Here is a 20534-nt window from a genome sequence, read left to right as displayed (position 1 = left end):
ATTTTTGTAAACGTTAATCCAATCTAATAAAAGAGGTGGATGTGTATGGAGCAACAGACGCAATTACAGAGAGGGTTAAAGAAAAGGCATATGACGATGATCGCTATTGCCGGGGTTATCGGAGCCGGTCTTTTTATGGGGAGTGGCTCCGTAATTAACTTAGCAGGACCTGGCGCAATTTTATCTTATATCTTTGCAGGTATTATCGTTATTCTTGTCATGCGAATGCTTGGAGAAATGGCAGCCGTCAATCCAACAAGTGGGTCTTTTGCGCATTATGCACATGAAGCAATTGGTCCGTGGGCTGGCTTTATGATTGGTTGGTTATATTGGTTTTTCTGGGTTGTTGCGATTGCTTTAGAGGCAACGGCAGCTGCTGCGATTATTCAATATTGGTATGATGGGATTCCATTATGGCTACTAAGTCTTTTATTAACAGTTGCACTTACTTTAACAAATGTCCTTTCCGTAAAAGCTTTTGGTGAATTTGAATATTGGTTCTCTCTTATTAAGGTTGCAAGTATTATAGCGTTTCTGGCACTTGGTGCATTTATTATCTTTGGGATCGCGCCTAATTTTGATGCGGTGGGTACTTCCAATTTAATCGGCGAGGGAGGCTTTTTACCGAATGGTTTCGGCTCTGTCTTGATGGGAGTAGTCATTGTTATTTTCTCCTTTATGGGCACAGAGATTGTTGCGATTGCGGCAGGGGAATCTGACGAACCGTTAGCAGCAGTGACAAAAGCTACAAATTCAATTACTTGGCGTATTTTGATCTTCTACGTTGGATCGATCACAGTAGTTGTCACATTATTACCTTGGCATTCCTCTGATATTTTAACAAGTCCCTATGTAGCAGTGTTGGATTACATCGGCATTCCGGCAGCTGCGCAAATCTGAATTTTGTTGTCTTAACGGCGGTTTTATCGTGCTTAAACTCCGCGCTTTATGCGACATCGAGAATGGTATTTTCTTTAGCGGAAAAGGGGGAGGCCCCAAAAGCATTTTTGAAATTAAATAAAAAAGGTGCACCTGTTAATGCCATTTTAACAGCGACATTCTTCTCTTATATCGCCGTTATTATGAACTATGTTTCTCCAGACAAAGTATTTATGTTTTTACTTAGTTCATGTAGTGCAATTACGCTGATTCTTTACTTAATCATTGCTTTTTCACAATTAAAAATGCGCCGGAAATTTGAGAAAGAAAACCCGGAGCTATTAAAAGTGAAAATGTGGTTGTTCCCGTATTTAACGTATTTCACAATACTGGCTACAACAGCATTACTAATCGCTATGTTCTTTATTGAATCGATGCGTTCACAAATTTTATTTACATGTGTAGTAGTGACAGTCGTGATGATTTTCTATTTAGTTACACAAAAGAAAAAGGCGTCAGACCCAGTAGATGAAGCGAGTTCTATTTTCCAAAAGGAAGAATTAGATTTTGAATAACATAATTGAGGAGTGGGGAAATTATGACAGTTCAGCAAAAAGTGAAAACGCTATCACATTTTATCAATGGTGTTGAAACAGCAGGTACTAGTGGTCGTTACTCGGAAGTTTTTAATCCAACAACAGGAGAAGTTATTGCACAAGTTCCATTAGCGACTAGTGATGAGGTAAAACAGGCTATCCAGCTAGCGAAGGCAGCCTTCCCATCATGGAAAAAGACATCGATTGGTAAACGGGTCGAAGTATTGCATCGTTTCCGTCAGTTATTAGTAGAAAGACAGGATGAGCTCATTGAACTCATTTGTGAGGAAAGTGGGAAAACGAAGGAAGATGCTAAAGGCGAAATTGTTCGTGGCATTGAATCTGTAGATATGGCAATAAGTGCCCCGCAATTGCTGAAGGGGGAGTACTCGGTTAATGTAGGTGGCAATATTAATGCCTTTTCTGCAAAAGCCCCACTTGGAGTTGTTGCAACAATTGCTCCATTTAATTTCCCTGTTATGGTGCCACTGGCGATTACAAGTATGGCAGTTGCGGTAGGGAATGCCGTTATTTTAAAGCCGTCTGAGCGTGTGCCAATTTCGGCATTATATATAAGTAAGTTATGGAAAGAAGCAGGACTGCCAGATGGGATTTGGACAGTCATTAATGGTGATAAAGAGGCGGTTAATGAACTGCTAGAAAATAAAGAGATTCAGGCAATTTCATTTGTTGGATCGACGCCTGTTGCAGAGTACATTTATCAAACAGGAACAAAGCACAATAAGCGTGTTGCTGCATTTGGTGGCGGGAAGAACTTTATGATTGTTATGCCAGATGCAAATCTAGAGCAAACAGCAAATGCCTTTTTAGGTGCAGCATATGGAGCGGCGTCACAGCGTTGTATGGCCATTTCAGGAGCAATCGTCGTTGGGAAAGATACTGAACAACGCTTTACAGAGATATTAAAGGAGAAAATCTTGCAATTAAAGGTTGGCCCATATACAGATGTTGAGGTAGACTTTGGCCCAGTTATTACACAGCAATCAAAAGATACCATTCTTCGATATATCGATGATGCTATCGAGGAGGGAGCTAATCTTGTAACGGACGGTCGAAATCCGAAAATATGCGAAACGTCTAACGGCTTTTACCTTGGTCCGACATTGTTGAATAATGTAACGCCACAGATGACTATTTTTAAAGAGGAGGTTTTTGGTCCTGCACGGATCGTTGTAGGCATTGAAACCTTACAAGAAGCGATTGATTTGGTTAATGATCACGAACTTGGGAATGGTGTCACGATGTTTACGAGTAGCGGATCGGCAGCACGTAAATTCCAAGAAGAAATTGAAGTAGGTATGGTAGGCGTTAATGTCCCGATTCCGATTCCGGTTGGCTATCACAACTTTGGCGGATGGAAGCGTTCTAAGTTTGGCGAAGGGCACATGTTTGGACCTGACCAAGCACGTTTCTTTACGAAAGCAAAAACAATTTCTGAACGCTGGCCAGATGAAACAGAGGATACGACAAGTTCATTCGCGTTCCCAAGCAATAACGATGTGAATAAGTGAAACTAACTAAAGGGGTGTATAGATATGGTTCAAGTAAATCTTAAAAATGATATTTTAAAGAAAGATGAACAATATGTATGGCATTCAATGAAACCTTACAATCCACAAGCAACCTATGTAGTAGAAAAATCAAACGGTGCAAGGATTGTTGATACAGATGGCGTTGAATATATCGATGCTATGGCAGGATTGTGGTGTGTAAATGTAGGCTATGGACGTAAGGAATTAGCAGATGTCGCACACGAGCAGATGATGAAAAACGCCTATGCGCCTTTATCACAGGGGCATTTACCAGCGGTTGAACTTGCTGAAAAGATTAATGAAATGCTTGGTGGAGATTATGTTATTTTCTTCTCTAATAGTGGTTCAGAGGCGAATGAAACTGCGTTTAAAATTGCACGTCAGTATCATCAACAAAAAGGAGAAAGCTCTCGCTATAAAATAGTTTCTCGCTACCGTGCCTATCATGGCAATTCTTTTGGAGCATTGGCTGCGACAGGGCAAGCGGAACGAAAATATAAATATGAACCATTAGCACCTGGCTTTGTGCATGTAGCACCACCTGATCAATATCGAGAACATGAAAGTGAAACACTAGCTCCGACAGATTTAGCAAGCGTAAAGGCTGTCGATAAGACGATGACATGGGAGCTAAGTGAAACAATAGCCGCAATGATTTTAGAGCCAATTATTACAGGTGGGGGCGTTATTATGCCGCCGGAGAACTATTTAAAGGGCATTGAAGAAGTATGTAAAAAACATGGGGCTTTAATGATTGTAGACGAAGTTATTTGTGGCTTCGGTCGAACAGGTAAGCCATTTGGATTTATGAACTACGGTGTGAAACCAGATATTATTACGATGGCAAAAGGGATTACAAGTGCCTATTTACCATTATCAGCTACAGCGGTTAAACGGGAAATTTATGAGGCATTCACTGGGTCTGATGCATACGGTTATTTCCGTCACGTCAATACATTTGGAGGATCACCAGTCGCATGTGCGGTCGCATTAAAAAATATTGAGATTCTCCAACAAGAAGCATTGTTTGAAAGATCTACTGAGGTTGGAGCAACTACCCTTCAAGCACTTCAGAAAGCATTGGGCACTCACCCGAATGTTGGGGATGTTCGAGGCAAAGGTTTATTAATAGGCATCGAGTTAGTGACAGATAAAACATCGAAGGAGCCTTTACCAGTAGATAAAGTAAATGCTGTTATTGCTGCATGTAAGGAGCAGGGGGTTATTATAGGTAAAAATGGAGCAACTGTTGCAGGCTTTAATAACGTATTAACATTATCTCCGCCACTAAATATTGTACAAGAGGATCTCGATACAATATTAAAAGTTGTCATTGATAATATCCGTAAAGTGGAGCTTTAATTAGTGTATAAAATATAAAAGTTAAGCTGTCTCAAAAGTTGTAGTAAAACTTTTGAGACAGCTTTTTTAGTGTTTTATAGCATAAGAAAGGCTAAGCGTAATATGAGTATGAATAAAACTCCTCCTGTTAGAGCAAGTAATAATCAATTTCGCCTTGGCGTAATTGTAGCTGTCGCTTTGCTTTCGCTACAGATAAACAATGCGTCTGGATTTTGAATTGTGCCTGCGCAATTCATTCCTTTCAAAATCCGTGACATCCGCGGAGGCATTATCTTCATTCAGTAGGTGTTAGACGTTCGCTAAAAAGGAATCATATCAGTGTTCATCTAATCACCTTCAAAGGTATGAGTCTTCTACTGAATGAAGATAAAATTCTCTTTTTTAAAGTATCGTTCATACACAATTCACCTTACTCTTTTGTTGTTTTAAACATGTAGCCACTATATGATTTGTAAATAATCATCACAATGCCTATTAACATGAAATTTGATATGAGTGAACTTCCGCCATAGCTTAAAAATGGCAATGTCATACCAGTTACAGGTAAAAGGCCAATTGTCATACCGATATTCTGTGTAATTTGGAAGGCTAATAAACTAGAAATCCCTGCTCCCATCAGCGTCATAAATGGATCCTTTGCTTCTACTGTAATGAGAACAATACGGTAAATGACAAAAAATAAAAGCGTAATGACAAATGCACCTCCGATGAATCCGATCTCTTCAGCAATGTTTGCAAAAATGAAATCTGTATGCTTTTCCACGACATATACATCATTTTTCATGTAACCTTTTCCAGTAAACTGTCCTGTACCAATTGCCGAAAATCCCTGCCTTGTTTGAAAAGATGAGTCTGGATATTCATGAGGTTGCAACCAGCCATAAATTCGAGAAATTTGATGTCCTGATAATTTATTTAAAATTTTATCTGTAAAAAAATCATTGAATTTTACATAAAGAATAACCACAACGCTAAGAATTGATACTGGGATAGCTGTAAAGATGATCAGTAATTTTTTTTGCATACCTGAAAAGAAAAGCATTGGTACAATCATCGACATATAAATCATTACCATGCCCGTATCAGGCTGCTTATAAACAGCAAGCATAGGCGGAAGAATGAGAGCAGCAATTATGAAGAGGAGTCGCATATCGGTTAAAAAGGTAGGGCGCTCATATTTTTCTCGATGGGCAACAATGACCTTACTAACAACGATTAGAAGCGCGAACTTTAAAAACTCTGAAGGCTGGAATGATCCTAACACTGGAACTTGGTACCAACGCTTCGCTTCATTTACAGTTCTAGCTATACTCTCGGGTGCAATAAACAAGCCAAATGTTAACAAGACCATCGCCCAATAAAATGGCCAGCCAATCTTTTTTAGTTGCTCAATATCAAGCGTAGCTACTCCATACATAACTAAAAATCCGATTAGGTAATAAATAAACTGCTTTTTAATAAACGAGCTTGTATACTGCTCAAATACCGTACTACTGGAATGAACAAAGAGACAACTAATGATACCGAGCAATGTCAAGCTAATGACTAAACCTTTATCTAATTTATTGATTTGTAACACGCAAACACCTCTCTTTTGATCAATGAAAACATTCGTAGCTGCCGCTACATTAACACTTTGTTGAATGAAGATAAACCATACTATTAATAGACAACGATAGAAAATGCGGAAGGTTGCGAGTTAAATGATTATTGTGATTATTGTAGGGTTTAAATCGATTTTACTATTTTGTTCATTTACCATCTAAGTCTCTACGTGTGTGTTTGTAGGATTTTTAATATGACATTTGATAGATTCGTTTGTGGGAGTAAAGTATTGGGAGGTTGCTCGCGAATGCTGAGGATAAGATCTACTTTTCGTGCAATCTTTACAAAAACATAACACTAGCTTTATATCTTCATACTATTATTATTGGTAAGAGTTGGAGAAGGAGCCGAGGGAGATGCATTTTTTTCGATACATAATGGTGAAGGACAAATTACTTATATTGATGTTTGTTTGTGTACTATCGAATATTTTGTTAGGTATTTTTAGTATTGATTATTTACGAAAAATGTCATGGCATGCAAGTGAAAGCTATTCAGAAGGACTTGTACCGATTGGATGGTTAAATGAACTTGAAGAATCACAACGACAAGTAGATTATTTAGTGGATTCAGCTGGAGCTTATCAAGAAATGACGGTCATTTTAAAAAATGCTGAGCAGCCTTTACATCATTTAGATAGTCTAGAAATCGATAAAAAAATGACCCATCAGTTGAATAAATTTAAGGCATTATTAGCACAGCAGGTAGCATTGATCGATAACTATAAGCAATTGGGTCAAAATGAACAACGACAATTTTATGTTCAGTCTTATTTGCCTGTAAGTAAACAAAGTCATTCATTATTAGAAGAAACGCAAAGCTATTTAGTTCAGAGGGCTAAGGAACAGCAACAAGCCTACCAGAAAGATGTGCAATTTGGTTATTGGTTATTAGGCGGAGTATGTTTATTTGTTGTTTTATTAGTCATCTGTATAGGGCTCATCGCCACAAAAGCTGTGAATATACCAACTCGTCAATTGAAATCATTATTAAAGCGTGCAGAGCAAGGGGATTTCACAGCGAATGCTAGCTATGTGGCGCAGGATGAGCTTGGCGAGGTAGTATTGTCTTACAATCAAATGGTAACAGAGGTGAAAAGACTCCTTCATACAGTATCAAATAGTGCACATGAGGTTGAAGAAATGACCGGGAAACTGCACGAATCGTCCGAACAGTCGTCTAATACGACGCACAAAATTGCAAAGGATGTAAAGTCTATTTCTCATTCAACGGCTGCTTCTACGGAAAAATTAGCTTCCAATACAGCATCTCTAGAGGAAGTGCTAAATGGTGTGCAAGTAATATTGGAAAAAGTACAGGTAGTAGAAAATTTTGCTCATAAAACGGCACGTAATGCAGAAAGTGGTACGGAAATTGTACAGGCAAATTTAACACAAATACAGGCTATAAAGCGTGCAGTTGAAAAATCGAATACAGCTATTTTTAATCTTGTAGAAAGAGCAGCTACAATCGATCAAATGGTGGAAGAGATTGAAAAAATCACCGCTCAAACAAACCTCCTAGCCTTAAATGCATCTATTGAGGCTGCAAGAGCAGGGGAGCATGGTAAAGGTTTTGCGGTTGTGGCCAATGAAGTTCGCAAGCTTGCGGAGCAAACTGTTCATGCAACGCAAACGATCACGTCCATTGTACAAAACATTCATTTAGATTCTAGCTATGCTGTGCAGATGATGGAGGGGGTGTTAGTGGCAACAGAAAAGGGTGTGCAAGTTACAGGGGATACGGCAACAAGCTTTGATCAAATTTTAGAAAAAGTACATACAATGAAGCCATATATAATGGAAGTATCAGCAACCGTTCAAGAAATTGCCAACCATACGAAAAAGGTTAGTGAAGATGCGGTGATGCTAACAGCATTTTCTGATACGAATGCGGCATCAACTAAACATGTAGCTGTTCTAACAGCCGATCAATTAACTGCTCAGCAGCAATTCCATGATTATATTAAAGAACTACATAAAGTATCAAAAGTTTTACAAATAGCCGTAAACCGTTTCTCCATTTAATTTTATGTTTCCTAAAGTCCGGGACCTTTCTTTGTTTACAAAGAAGGTTCTTTTTTTGACAAGTAGGTGAGCGTTTCATGTTATCGAACAAGAGAAATAAATAAATAGGTGTATTCTTGGGATGTACATATGTATTTTGTTTATTTTATAAGCACAATATTTCGGAGGCCCCATATACTGATGATAAAGGATTTTTTATTCTGTTTTTAAAAATTGAAAATATTATGGTTGTATTTTTAATGTGAACAAATTATAATGATATTCATCGGAAGTGTTAGTAAATCAATGTTTGTTTATATATTATTGTACTTTCTGAAAGTACAATTGTTCACAGGTGGAGGTTTGGAGAAATGAAAAAGATAATGGTTACAGGAGCACTAGGTCAAATAGGTTCTGAGCTTGTAGAAAAACTTCGTAGTATTTATGGAGAGGACAATGTATTAGCGACGGATATTCGGAAGCTTGAGCATTCTAAGGGTCCATTTGCAGTGTTGGATGTGACAGATGGACAAAGAATGCATGATCTGGCGAAGGATTTTGGTGCAGATACAATGATGCATTTAGCGGCGTTATTATCAGCAACAGCGGAAAGAAATCCGTTACTGGCGTGGAATTTAAATATGGGTGGCTTAATGAATGCGTTAGAGGTTTCGCGTGAGTTAAACTTACAATTTTTCACACCAAGCTCAATAGGCGCGTTCGGCCCATCGACACCGAAGGATAATACGCCACAGGATACATTACAGCGACCAACAACAATGTATGGGGTAAATAAAGTTGCGGGTGAGCTATTATGCGATTATTATTTCGACCGTTTTGGTGTAGATACTCGTGGTGTGCGCTTCCCAGGGTTAATTTCCTACGTAACTCCTCCGGGGGGTGGTACGACAGATTATGCAGTAGAAATCTTTTATGAGGCGATCAAACAAGGTAAATATACTTCCTATATCCAAGAAGGTACGTACATGGACATGATGTACATGCCAGATGCATTGCAGGCTATTGTAGATGTAATGGAAGCCGATAGTAACAAACTAATACATCGCAACGCCTTTAATATCACTGCAATGAGCTTTGAGCCATCTGAAATTGCAGCGGAAATTAAAAAGCATGTACCACATTTCCGTATGGATTATCATGTAGATCCAGTACGTCAAGCGATAGCAGATAGCTGGCCAAATTCTTTAAATATAGAAGCAGCGCAAAAAGAATGGGGCTTTAAAGCACAGTATGATTTAGCAAAAATGACAGTTGATATGCTAGAAAAATTAAAAATCAAGCTACAAACAAAAGCTTGTTCATAAATAAATATTCCCAACAATCGGACGAAGAATTTAGTGTTCTTCGTCTTTTTTTATTTTGTAGGGTAATCAAGATTAGGATGACATTTGTTAAACGTATCTATGTAAAAGGTTGATTGGAGTGGAGATAGGGCAACTCCTCGGGGATCAGCGATAGGGGAACGAAGGCTAAGAGCATCACATCCTATGATAACGCCTTACAAATGTTTTATCTGTGCGAAAGCGAAGCGTCAGCGGCAAAGCGCTCAGTCGGAACGGAAATCACCCCCAGTTATGCGAATAAGTTATTTTAGAAAAAGTTAACAATAAAAAGAAAAATACTGGAATATATAGCTTAATTTGCGATTTTAAAATATAATCGTATTCAGAATATTAATAGTATTCTATTAAAATACTATTAATATTTCACAAAGGTAAAAAAGGGAGTTCACAAGAAGAGGGGATGGATGATTTTTATGATGCAAACGCCGTTAGTATTAACAAGCTTTTTTAAACGGGCAGAAACCTATTTTGCGAGAAAGACGATCATTTCTCGGACAAGCCCACAAAAGATTCATCGTTTAACCTATGGGGAATGGGCGAAAAGGACACGTCGCTTAGCAGATGGGCTTACAAAACTAGGGATGACAAGAGGGACGAAGATCGGCTCCTTTGCCTGGAATCAGCATCGCCACTTAGAAGCTTATTTTGCAGTACCGTGTTCTGGCGCTGTTTTGCACATGGTGAATATTCGTTTATCAGAAGAGCATTTAACTTATATTATTAATCATGCAGAAGAAGAGATTTTAATGATTGATGTGGATATGCTACCAGTTATTGAAAACATTGCGTCGGAGCTTAAGACAGTGAAACATTATATTATTATGACGGATGAGGATACTTTGCCAGAAACGACATTACCGAATGCCTTATCCTATGAGGATTTATTAGCAGCAGCAGATGAAAACTTTGAATTCCCAGAGGATATAGGGGAAGAAGAACCTGCTGGCATGTGCTATACGAGTGCTACAACGGGAAATCCTAAAGGGGTTGTTTATTCACATCGAGGTTTAGTACTACATAGTATGATGCTGAGTATGTCTGATTCAATGGGCATTTCTGAGCGTGATGTTGTGATGCCAATTGTACCGATGTTTCATGCAAATGCATGGGGTTTACCATTTGCTAGTGTCAATGTAGGTGCTACACAAGTTTTACCTGGCCCGCAATTCACATCGGCAATCATTTTGGATTTAGTGGAGCAGGAGAAAGTTACATTAACTGCTGGAGTGCCGACAATATGGATGGGAGCGTTACAGGAACAGGAGAAGCGTGAGCGAGATATAAGTTCGCTACGAGCTATTTGTTGTGGTGGCTCTGCTTCACCTACTCGACTTATTCGTACATTTGAAGAGCAGTATGGTATTCCGTATATCGTCGTGTACGGAATGACTGAAACAACGCCGATAGTAGCGCTATCAAATTATATATCTTGGATGGAAGAATGGCCAATTGAAAAGCGTATTGAATCGCGAGCAATGCAAGGAATGACAATGGCCGGTATTGAATCGAGTATTATAAATGACAATGGAGAAGTGCCATGGGATGGTGAGACCATGGGAGAGTTACGCTTGCGGGGTCCGTGGATTTCACACGAATATTATCGTGATGAACGTACAACTGATGCGTATCGAGATGGTTGGTTATATACAGGAGACATTGCGGTACGTACAGAGGATGGCTTTATCAAAATAATGGATCGTACAAAGGATTTAATTAAATCGGGTGGGGAGTGGATATCCTCCGTTGATTTAGAAAATGCGTTAATGACACATGATGCGGTTTTGGAAGCGGCAGTTATTGCAATTCCACATGTCAAATGGCAAGAACGCCCGCTAGCTTGCGTAGTGTTGAAGGAAGGAATGTCAGTAAGTGGAGAGGAGCTTCTTGCATTTTTAGGAAGTCAATTTGCAAAATGGTGGGTACCGGATGATGTAGTATTTTTAGATGAAATTCCAAAAACATCAGTTGGGAAGTTTTTGAAAGCTAAGCTTCGAGATAATGTAGCAGAAATTTATCCGAAATTAGCTTCATTCGTATAGTTAAAAGAGCGATTTCCACAAAAGGAAGTCGCTCTTTCATTTTTTATCTACTTAACATTTGGAATACTTGTTCCACGTCTTTGTCTCCGCGGCCAGAAATATTGATAATAATGCTTTCTTCCGAAGATAATGTTGGTGCAAGCTTAAGGGCATGGGCAACTGCGTGGGAGCTTTCAAGTGCAGGAATGATCCCTTCAACTTTTGACAGCACTTGGAATGCTTCGAGCACCTCTTCATTCGTCACGGTTACATATTCTCCACGACCAATTGTTTTTAAATAGCTATGCTCTGGGCCAGCTCCAGGATAATCTAGTCCAGCGGCAATCGAATAGGTAGGTAGTGGATTGCCCTCTGCATCTTGCAGTACTAAACATTTGAAGCCGTGTAATTCACCCGGTGTGCCTTTATTTAATGTGGCAGCTTTATCAGGTTCAATACCGATGAGGCGAACATTTTCATCTGCAATATATTCTGCAAACGCACCAATCGCATTACTACCACCGCCAACACAAGCGAGTACTGCTGCTGGTAGCTTGCCTTCTTTTTCTAAAATTTGTTCGCGACTTTCACGGCTAATGACCGATTGAAAATGTTTGACCATTGAAGGGAATGGATGAGGCCCAACAGCGGAACCTAGTAAATAGAAAGTCGTTTCATAGTTTTCAACTAAATCAGCAAATGCTTCATCCACTGCATCTTTTAGTCGTCCTTGACCTTTATCAACAGCTACTACCTTGGCACCAAGAAGCTCCATACGGAAGACGTTTAGTGCTTGACGTTTTGTATCCTCTAATCCCATATAAATGGTGCAATCTATCCCGAACATTGCACAGGCAGTTGCTGTTGCTACACCATGCTGTCCCGCACCTGTTTCGGCGATCACACGATTAGCACCCATGCGCTTTGCCAACAAAATCTGCCCAAGAACGTTGTTAATTTTATGTGAACCTGTATGGTTAAGATCTTCACGCTTTAAATAAATTTTTGCGCCACCTAATTGTTTTGTTAAATTTTCAGCAAAATAAAGTGGAGATTTGCGCCCAACATATTCACGGAAATAATAATCTAGCTCTTTATTAAAGTCTTCATCGTCTTTATACTTTTGGAAGTTTTCATCTAAAATAGTTAATACATTTTGAAGCTCATCAGGAACAAAGCTACCTCCAAATTCACCGAAATATCCTTTTTTCTCTGCTACTTTACTCATCTACTCTCGACTCCTCTTTCTAATTTTCCCAATAAAAAAAGTCACTACAATCCTTCTATAAAAAGGACGAGTAACCGTGGTGCCACCTTCATTCGCAAAAATGCGCGCTTTCGTACTCCGGTAACGGGGAGTAATTTCGTCCTCACATTTGATGAGGCTGCTCCAAAGTCCATTCACAAGTTTGTACTACTGATTTGCACCAACCATCAGCTCTCTTTAAGTACGACCTCTTGCTACTATTCTTTTTCCTAGCATTTGTTGAAATGAATTGTAAAGTATTTTCAGAATAGTGTCAAGGCGTGCTGTGCAAATTATTCCCCTGCATAATTGTGCGAGTCCGCTGAGAAAAATTAACGGGCAAGCTATGTTATGAAGGATATAATGCATTAATTATTAACTGATAAAGTTCTTTAATTCTTTATACGGTTACGTTAGAAACTATAATGAATGTATTAAAAGAAAGGAGAAATCTTAAAATCATCGGGGTAAAAGAAAGCGTGACTAAAATAATAGAATGATACATTGCGTTGTTTTCCGAAGCATCGCTCGCCCGCGGAAAGCGAGCGGAATGCTTCGGAAAACAACAATAGAGTCAAAGCACCAAATGAAAAAAGCGAGGTATTCGACGATTTAATCGTTGAATACCTCGTAATGTGAGAAGATAGGGACATTTTCAGTGCCCTCGATGAAACCGTCCTCTTTTTATTAAATACGGCTCGATAAGATCCGTCAGTTAAATCAAGTTTTTGAAGTTTAAGCGTTTATTCAGTGCATACATAATCGGCGCACCTACTGCTAAGACAACAAATTCACCTGCAGCAACAGTTAACCATGTCCAGAAGAATGGTAATTCTAATGCTAAGTTCAATTCAAAAGCAATGATAAACATTGTGCATGTAAATAAAAATGTATTGATGACTAAACGTGTCCAAATATTTTTGACAATCTTACAAATAAGAATGAACAACCCAAGGGTAATCATCGAATGGCCCACACCGAAGACTAAATCGTACATGCCGAGTGGTGAAAATATATTGGAGATAAATACACCAATAATAATTCCGACGGCAAAACGGGGATTGAAGGCAACTAAATGGTTAAACATTTCAGATAGACGGAATTGTACCTCTGTAAAGCCAAATGATCCGACTAATAATGTAACAGCAATGTAGAGTGCTGCAATAATGCCGCTCGTTGCTAAAAATTTTATTTTCATATTCATTTCTCCTTAGTTTTTTTACGTGGGATGGTTACGAACCACGTGAAGCAAAAGCAATCATATCAATGTTCATGCTTACTTGTAAATAGCGATGAGTAAAAAAAACGCAGAAATTCATAGTGCTAAAGGTAATATTTTGCTTTTGTCATTGCTCATTAATAAGACAGGTGTGTATGAACAGGATTTGAATTTTGAATCCATGACAAGGGGCTTGTACACTTGTTTCTTTACAGATGGAATGAAATTGGACTATAGATGAGAAGCAACCACTAAAGGAGAGTTCAGCCATATCAAAAAAGAACTGTTCTAAGCAGTTCTTTTAAAGTGACCGTTTTAGTAGTTTTTTAAAACACGAAAAGCTTGAGCAAACTTTTGGGCAAAGATTAGTGGGGGTTCTATTGATTGAAAATGAACGTATAAAATAACGGGGTCCGAATATATCCAGTGATTATGAACAGCACTTATAATCAAATTATTTTCAGCAAGTACCTTAACAAATGGAGGTAATTCCTCTTGGAGTACTACAACTTCACCTAAGTTAAGTGCATTCCCATATATATCAAGCGATTCGAATGTAATCCCAGCATGAAGTGCACTACGACTTGGGCGACCTTGAATCTTCACATTAAGGTTGCGATTCAGTTTTACTGAGCATACGCCATGTTCCATAGAAGCTTTTCCGTTTACAATCTGTGCAAATTTTGTACACATATCTTGAAAGCTTTGCATTTAGACACCCCTACTTTTTTTAAGGAGGAGTCTTGGAGTGGAAGTAGTAGGTCAAAATATCACGATTTTAATAGAACAGGTTACTCCTCTAAAATATTTTTAATTTCCTCTATTTCAATAATAATATCGTCTAGTTGTTTCTTGAATTCATCTGTATATTCTAATTCTCCATCTAATTCTTTTGTATATTCTAAGGCATTTAAGGCAAAATCAAGAGCAAATGCAAATAGACTGTCACATAGATCAGAAATGATTGTGTCAATATTTCCTAAACTTGCACTTTGATTCTCTTGTGAATAAGAAGGCTGATTTACATTGATTTCATCATTATTCATAGTATTCCTCCTTTTTGAGAACAGCACTTTGTCTCATTTGCATCATATGCATGACATGTAAAAAAGGAGACTAGAAAGGACTATTATGTGTTGAAAAGTTAAGTCACATCTGACTAGGTGTGGCTTTTTACTATGCGTTGAAAATGTTTCGAAAATGGATTGTTTTGCAAAAATGATTGCGTAGAAGAGCGTAAAATAATTATCATAAATAGGCTTTTTTATTATTGACAAATTAATTAATCAATAATATTGTTTTGTTAATTGATTAATTAATTAATAAAAATCGTTTGGAGGTCTAACATGTTAAGAATAGAGAATTTGGTTAAAAGTTATCAAAATGGTCGTGAATTGCTTTATGCATTAAATGCTGTTTCATTGTCGATTGATGATGAGGAATTCGTTGTCATTCTAGGTCCTTCTGGATCCGGTAAATCTACACTGCTTAATGTAATTTCTGGTTTAGAGCAACCGGATTCAGGAAGTGTCACTTACGATGACTATGAGATTTGTGGATTAAATCAAAAAGAAATGACGCTATTTAGACGTGACAAAACGGCTTTCATTTTTCAAGCCTATTATTTACTCCCGTTTTTAACTGTAGAATCTAATATTAAAATGGGTGCTGATTTAAAAGGGAACAAAAATATTTCTGACATAATTGATGCTTTAGGACTTGGTGGATTAGAAAAACGTCTTCCTTATGAACTTTCGGGGGGACAACAACAACGAGTGTCTATTGCCCGTGCATTAGCGAAAAAACCGGATTTTTTGTTTTGTGATGAACCAACTGGAGCATTAGACGAAGAAACGAGCAAACAAATCTTAACTTTTTTGAAGCAACTTCAAAAACAATTGAAATTTACCATTATTATGGTAACGCACAATGCTAGTATTGCTCAAATTGCAACAAAGGTAATCAAAATGACTAGCGGAAAAATTGTGGAAGTAACTAGCAATGCTCATCCACGGGATGTTAATGAAATTACATGGTGAGAGAGGGAGTACATTTAATGAAATTTAAAAAACAGTATCCCCTAGTACTGGTTGTTGTCTGTGCAGTATTTATTTGTACGTTACTGGTTTTCTATCTTCAAAGCATAGACTCCATAAAGAAGGTACTTGCACATCAAAATCAGCAAGACTTTACGCTTACTCTACATGATGAGGGAATAATAACGGACCTTTCCAATAAGTATTCTTTCTCGTATGATCCGATGACATATAAAGTCATTTATGATGAAAAAAATGTATATCGTATTATGCAAAATACGCGCCACATTGATATTCCACTATATTCAGAAGGCGTTGCGCCCCAAAAAACAACTGAAATTGCAATAGATAAAAATTTTTCGCAGGACAATAAATTAGCATTAGGAGATCCAGTTACTATTGGCAATACAACATATTCAATTAGTGGGATTTTTACTTTACCGGACGCAATTTCACCACTGGTAGCTGATAATGGTGTTGGCTACAAACCTACTACTCAAGCATTAATTTTATGTAGTGAAGAAGTTTACTCAAATTGGGATGAACAGGAGAAAACAAGTTATGCGGGCCGCTTTTTAGAAAGTGTTTCTGAGGAACAGAAACAAACTAATCTAGAAGAAATGCTTATGGATTCACAGGTAAAGTCTGTGATGAGTAAAGAGGATAATCCACAAATACTTTCTGCATTAAGCGCAAAAGAAAAAATGTTTAAGATCAGTCTTATTAGTGCTTTAAGTTTCTTTGGTTTAACTGTGTTGGTGTTGCTTATTACTATCGTTATCCAGAGTATAACGGAGAAGAAATCAACTATGGGTGTTTTAAAAGCACTTGGTTACGCTAGAATACAAATTGCTAAAAGATATTTCCTAATAGGACCTTTTGTGTTAATAGGCGCAGCTGTAGGATATTTAGTTTCCTATGTAGTTAGTCCTCTGTTCATTAATAGCATGAATGCTACATTTCTCGTGCCAAATGTTACACAAAATTTTGATCCTGTACAATTCATATTGTTTACAACAGTTCCCGCGCTGTTTTTCTCGGTAATGGCTTTTGTGATTGCGATATTCTCCTTACGTAAACCGCCATTAGAAATGATTCGTAATGGAACATCAGTAAAATTAAATTTCCTAGTTAAGCGAATAAGGATAACGAACCCGTTTAAAAAAGCAGTCTTTAAAGCCATCGTATTAAATAATATTCTATTAGTCTTTTTGGCCTTACTCACAGGCTTTATGGCTAGCGCTAATTTACAGATTGCTTTTTCTTTGCAAGCAATGTCTGATAAGGTATCCTCATTAACATTTAAAGGATCTGAATATAAAAGTAACGTACGATTCATTGAGGCGAAGGAAATGAAATTCTTAGACGCTGAAACACCTTATTTTTCAGAAGATTGTAAAATAGAGTTTCCAGATGGTGGCGTATTAAATAATGGCCAATTCATGGCTTTATCTAGTAGTCTTTCTCGCTTTAAGCTCTATAGTATACAGAAGCAGGAGACTATAGATATTTCCAAGCAGGAAGGCATTGTTGTGAATGATTGGATGCGTAAGAAATATGATTTGTCGGTTGGGGATACTGTAAAAATTTATGTAAATAATGTTGTTTATCAGTTACCTATAACGGCTATTGAGCAATCGGTATATGGGGAAGTAGTTTACAGCAATATGGACGTTGCCATCCATACGGGCCTTTTAGAAAAAGAAGAATATAATGGGGTATTTACTAAAGACAATGTCGAGTTTGACAGCAAGCGGCATCTGTTTGTTTCAAAATTTGAGGATGTATTATATGCAAGCTCTCAGCAAAAAGGTACGTATTTTGCACTATCCTTTCTTTTTATCATAATTGGCTTGGCTTTAAGTATTTTAACGATTAGTATTGTCATGAAAATCATTATTTCCTCTAATCGTAAGTACTTAGCGATGATGAAAGCATTTGGCTATACAAATTTAGAATGCAATCGTATTGTCTTGTCAGGCTTTCGAATAATTGCCTACATCGGATTTATATTTGGAACCCTCTATGCTATTGTTGTAACTAAAATTTTATTTGACTTATTGGCAAAAGCGTCTACCATAGCGATACCAATGACACCAGATAGTAAGGCAATAGCTCTTTCTCTTGTGATCTTTGCTGTTTCATACGAGGTCATTATGTTACTCTATAGAAAAAGCATGAATGCAGTATCGTTGCAGGAGGTTATGATGAAATGAATAAACGCCGCGAACAGAAGGAAGTTAGACGAGAGCAAATTCTAAACGCGGGCTTGGATTTGTTTATTAGAAATGGTTATCAAGGGACTACCACAAAAGAGATAGGGGATTCAGTAGGAATTAGCCAAGGATTAATGTTTCATTATTTCGGCTCTAAAGAAGAGGTATACCTTGAACTTTTGAACCGGGCTAAAATGGCTGATATTCATATTTCTGAAGAGGAATTAGAACAACCTTTAGTGTATTTAAATGCTATGGTTACGATGATACTAGATTCTTTTAATACTTATCCATTATCGGCAAAATTATTTATGTTAGTTGCTCAAACACTAATTGCAAGTAACTTACCGGATTCTATTCAACAAGTTGCTAGCGATCTGGCCGCATCTGAGAATTTCGAACGTTTAGTAAAAGAGGGTCAAGTTAAGGGAGTAATACGAGATGGTGATCCTAAAGCACTTGCAGGTTGTTTTTATTCAGCCATTCAAGGTGTTGCTCAAACGTACGTATGCTTCCCTGATATTCCGTTACCCCAAAGTAGTTGGTTAGTAGATATTTTGAAGAAGTAAAAGCGAAAAAAATACTGTTTGATGGCCTGACTTTTCTTATAGGGAATGTCAGGTTTTTTGTGTTTTACATAGATTTGGTATAGAAATTAAATGTCAGAAAAATAACTTCGCGAATTTGTCGAAAATATTTTTGTTATGTTAGAAAAAGAAATCAGTTTATAGAAATAGCGTAGTTTAGTAGTTTAAAGCGACAAATTTAGTGAAAAAATAAAATATTTTGTTAAATTTAAATGTCAGAACATTCATAATGTTGTTGACTAAGCTATATAATAAAGATAATATAGCGATACGTTCACACTTTGTTTGGATAAAGTGTGATAAATATCAAAGATAATATCGGGGGGATTATTTATGAGAAGTAATTTAAAAAAGCTTTCGTTCCTGTTATTTGGATTAGTTTTAATGCTTGCTGCTTGCGGTAGCAGTGGCTCTAATTCATCGGATTCGAAAGAGAAAGAAAAGAATAATGCCAGTGAGAGCAATGCAGATGACAAAACGTATAAAATCGGGATTACTCAAATTGTGGAGCATCCATCTTTAAATGCTGCGACTGATGGCTTTAAAAAGGCAATTGAAGATTCAGGATTAAAAGTTGACTACGATCCACAAATAGCGCAAGGAGATAACAGCCTTAACACGACGATCGCAAACAATCTAGTAAGTGCCAACGTAGATTTAATCTTTGCAAACTCTACGCCTTCTGCACAAGCGGCAGCGACAGCTACTAGTGATATTCCCATTGTCTTCACGTCTGTAACAGATGCTGTTGGCGCACAGTTAATAGATTCAATGGAGAAGCCAGGGAAAAATGTAACAGGAACGATCGATTTACATCCTGATACTATTTCGAAAACAGTGGCATTCTTAAAAGAATTAGGCGCGAAAAAAGTAGGTATGGTTTACAATGCTGGTGAACAAAACTCAGTAGCACAAGTAAAAGAAGTGAAAAAGGTCATGGGCGAGCAAGGCCTAACAGTAGTTGAGGCATCTGCGGCAACTTCTGCGGAAGTAAAACAAGCTGCGGAATCATTAATCGGTAAAGCTGATGCATTCTATATCATTACTGATAATACAGTAGTTTCGGCTCTAGAGTCTGTCATTGATGTAGCGAATGCCAATAAATTACCACTAGTTGTAGGAGAGCTTGACTCTGTTGCACGTGGGGGCTTAGCTGCATATGGTTTTGAATATTATGACATCGGTTATGAAGCGGGGCAAATGGCTGTGAAGATTTTAAAAGGTGAAGCAAAACCTGCTGATATTCCAGCTCAATATCCACAAAAGTTAAAACTAGTCATCAATAAAAAAGTAGCAGATGATTTAGGAATTGAAATTAAAGATTCTTGGGGTGCAGAGCTTTTAGAAAAGTAATGACCTAATTAAAACGAAGCGGGGGAGAACTAAAGCTGCCCCCGCTTTATCTTCTTTATGTAAGTTTTAGATCGGGGAAACTCCTATTAAATTGGTACATCATCATAGTGTAGGGTTGATTTCCGTTCCGACTGAGCGCTTTGTTGCTGCCGCTACGCTTTCGCACAGATAAAACATTTGTAGCTGACGCTTTGCTTTCGCTACAGAAAACATTTGCTGCTGCCGCTACGCTTTCGCACAGAGCAAAGCTTCCTGGGGGCGTCCGATGAGCCGCTTCGCTTCGCTGCAGGGTCTCGGGCCAACAGTTGTTTTTTGCGCGAAAGCGTAGTGCTAACGTAGCGGCAGCAGCATTGATGTTGGTCACGAAGGCGTTATCACAGGATGTGATGTTCTTAGCCTTCGTTCCCCTATCGCCGGTCCCCAAGGAGTCGCCCAGTCTCCACTCCAATCAACTTATATAAATTGAGTAGTATTAATATATATCATCTCCAACT

14 protein-coding genes, 1 pseudogene, 1 riboswitch and 1 other annotated feature are annotated in these 20534 nt (G+C 37.9%); of the genes and pseudogenes, 10 read left to right on the top strand and 5 right to left on the bottom strand.

Annotated features, from left to right (window positions below; all coding sequences use genetic code 11):
• Positions 1-45 precede the first annotated feature (45 nt).
• The 3 genes and pseudogenes from MOK21_RS17325 (at position 46) to MOK21_RS17315 (ending at position 4390) form a co-directional block, all read left to right on the top strand.
• A pseudogene (locus tag MOK21_RS17325) lies at positions 46-1454 on the top strand (amino acid permease).
• 23 nt (positions 1455-1477) lie between these two features.
• Positions 1478-3007: a CoA-acylating methylmalonate-semialdehyde dehydrogenase gene (locus MOK21_RS17320; protein WP_249075233.1), complete on the top strand. Its 1530-nt coding sequence runs from the start codon at positions 1478-1480 to the stop codon at positions 3005-3007.
• 24 nt (positions 3008-3031) lie between these two features.
• On the top strand, positions 3032-4390 hold the full coding sequence (locus MOK21_RS17315) for an aspartate aminotransferase family protein (protein WP_249075232.1): 1359 nt from the start codon (positions 3032-3034) through the stop codon (positions 4388-4390).
• A 409-nt stretch (positions 4391-4799) separates the two neighbouring features.
• On the opposite strand, the gene MOK21_RS17310 is transcribed toward MOK21_RS17315, so the two are convergent.
• The gene (locus MOK21_RS17310; protein WP_249075231.1) at positions 4800-5969 is read right to left on the bottom strand and encodes an FtsW/RodA/SpoVE family cell cycle protein; all 1170 of its coding nucleotides are present in this window, start codon (positions 5967-5969) and stop codon (positions 4800-4802) included.
• A 382-nt stretch (positions 5970-6351) separates the two neighbouring features.
• On the opposite strand from MOK21_RS17310, the gene MOK21_RS17305 reads away from it, so the two are divergent.
• From MOK21_RS17305 to MOK21_RS17295, 3 genes are all read left to right on the top strand, one after another.
• Positions 6352-8022, top strand: a complete 1671-nt coding sequence (locus tag MOK21_RS17305; protein ID WP_249075230.1) for a HAMP domain-containing methyl-accepting chemotaxis protein — start codon at positions 6352-6354, stop codon at positions 8020-8022.
• Positions 8023-8372: 350 nt separating this feature from the next.
• The gene (locus MOK21_RS17300; protein ID WP_249075229.1) at positions 8373-9326 is read left to right on the top strand and encodes an L-threonine 3-dehydrogenase; all 954 of its coding nucleotides are present in this window, start codon (positions 8373-8375) and stop codon (positions 9324-9326) included.
• Between the two features lie 452 nt (positions 9327-9778).
• Positions 9779-11404: a long-chain fatty acid--CoA ligase gene (locus tag MOK21_RS17295; RefSeq protein ID WP_249075289.1), complete on the top strand. Its 1626-nt coding sequence runs from the start codon at positions 9779-9781 to the stop codon at positions 11402-11404.
• A 43-nt stretch (positions 11405-11447) separates the two neighbouring features.
• On the opposite strand, the gene trpB is transcribed toward MOK21_RS17295, so the two are convergent.
• From trpB to MOK21_RS17275, 4 genes are all read right to left on the bottom strand, one after another.
• A complete protein-coding gene (gene trpB / locus MOK21_RS17290; RefSeq protein WP_249075228.1) occupies positions 11448-12611 on the bottom strand; it encodes a tryptophan synthase subunit beta in 1164 nt (387 codons plus the stop codon).
• Positions 12612-12670: 59 nt separating this feature from the next.
• Positions 12671-12870: a binding site (T-box leader), on the bottom strand.
• A 474-nt stretch (positions 12871-13344) separates the two neighbouring features.
• Positions 13345-13827: a QueT transporter family protein gene (locus MOK21_RS17285; RefSeq protein ID WP_249075227.1), complete on the bottom strand. Its 483-nt coding sequence runs from the start codon at positions 13825-13827 to the stop codon at positions 13345-13347.
• A 6-nt stretch (positions 13828-13833) separates the two neighbouring features.
• Positions 13834-13878: riboswitch (PreQ1 riboswitch) on the bottom strand.
• A gap of 285 nt (positions 13879-14163) precedes the next feature.
• The gene (locus MOK21_RS17280) at positions 14164-14559 is read right to left on the bottom strand and encodes a DUF1259 domain-containing protein (RefSeq protein WP_249075226.1); all 396 of its coding nucleotides are present in this window, start codon (positions 14557-14559) and stop codon (positions 14164-14166) included.
• A gap of 80 nt (positions 14560-14639) precedes the next feature.
• On the bottom strand, positions 14640-14894 hold the full coding sequence (locus tag MOK21_RS17275) for a hypothetical protein (protein WP_249075225.1): 255 nt from the start codon (positions 14892-14894) through the stop codon (positions 14640-14642).
• Positions 14895-15194: 300 nt separating this feature from the next.
• Between MOK21_RS17275 and MOK21_RS17270 the strand changes: the two genes are divergently transcribed.
• From MOK21_RS17270 to MOK21_RS17255, 4 genes are all read left to right on the top strand, one after another.
• Positions 15195-15887, top strand: a complete 693-nt coding sequence (locus MOK21_RS17270; RefSeq protein WP_249075224.1) for an ABC transporter ATP-binding protein — start codon at positions 15195-15197, stop codon at positions 15885-15887.
• A 17-nt stretch (positions 15888-15904) separates the two neighbouring features.
• Complete coding sequence (locus MOK21_RS17265; protein ID WP_249075223.1) at positions 15905-18100, top strand: FtsX-like permease family protein; 2196 nt, start codon at positions 15905-15907, stop codon at positions 18098-18100.
• Positions 18097-18669 (top strand): TetR/AcrR family transcriptional regulator, encoded by a 573-nt coding sequence (locus tag MOK21_RS17260; RefSeq protein ID WP_249075222.1) that lies wholly within the window; start codon positions 18097-18099, stop codon positions 18667-18669. Before MOK21_RS17265 ends, MOK21_RS17260 begins: the two co-directional genes overlap by 4 nt.
• Before the next feature lie 351 nt (positions 18670-19020).
• Entirely contained in the window at positions 19021-20040 is a 1020-nt protein-coding gene (locus tag MOK21_RS17255) for an ABC transporter substrate-binding protein (RefSeq protein ID WP_249075221.1), read from the top strand.
• The last annotated feature ends 494 nt before the right edge of the window (positions 20041-20534 follow it).

The organism is Lysinibacillus sp. BPa_S21, assembly GCF_023337795.1.
Taxonomy (GTDB): domain Bacteria; phylum Bacillota; class Bacilli; order Bacillales_A; family Planococcaceae; genus Lysinibacillus.
The sequence above is the reverse complement of the archived record's forward strand: the minus strand, read 5'-3'. Positions and strand labels throughout refer to the sequence as shown.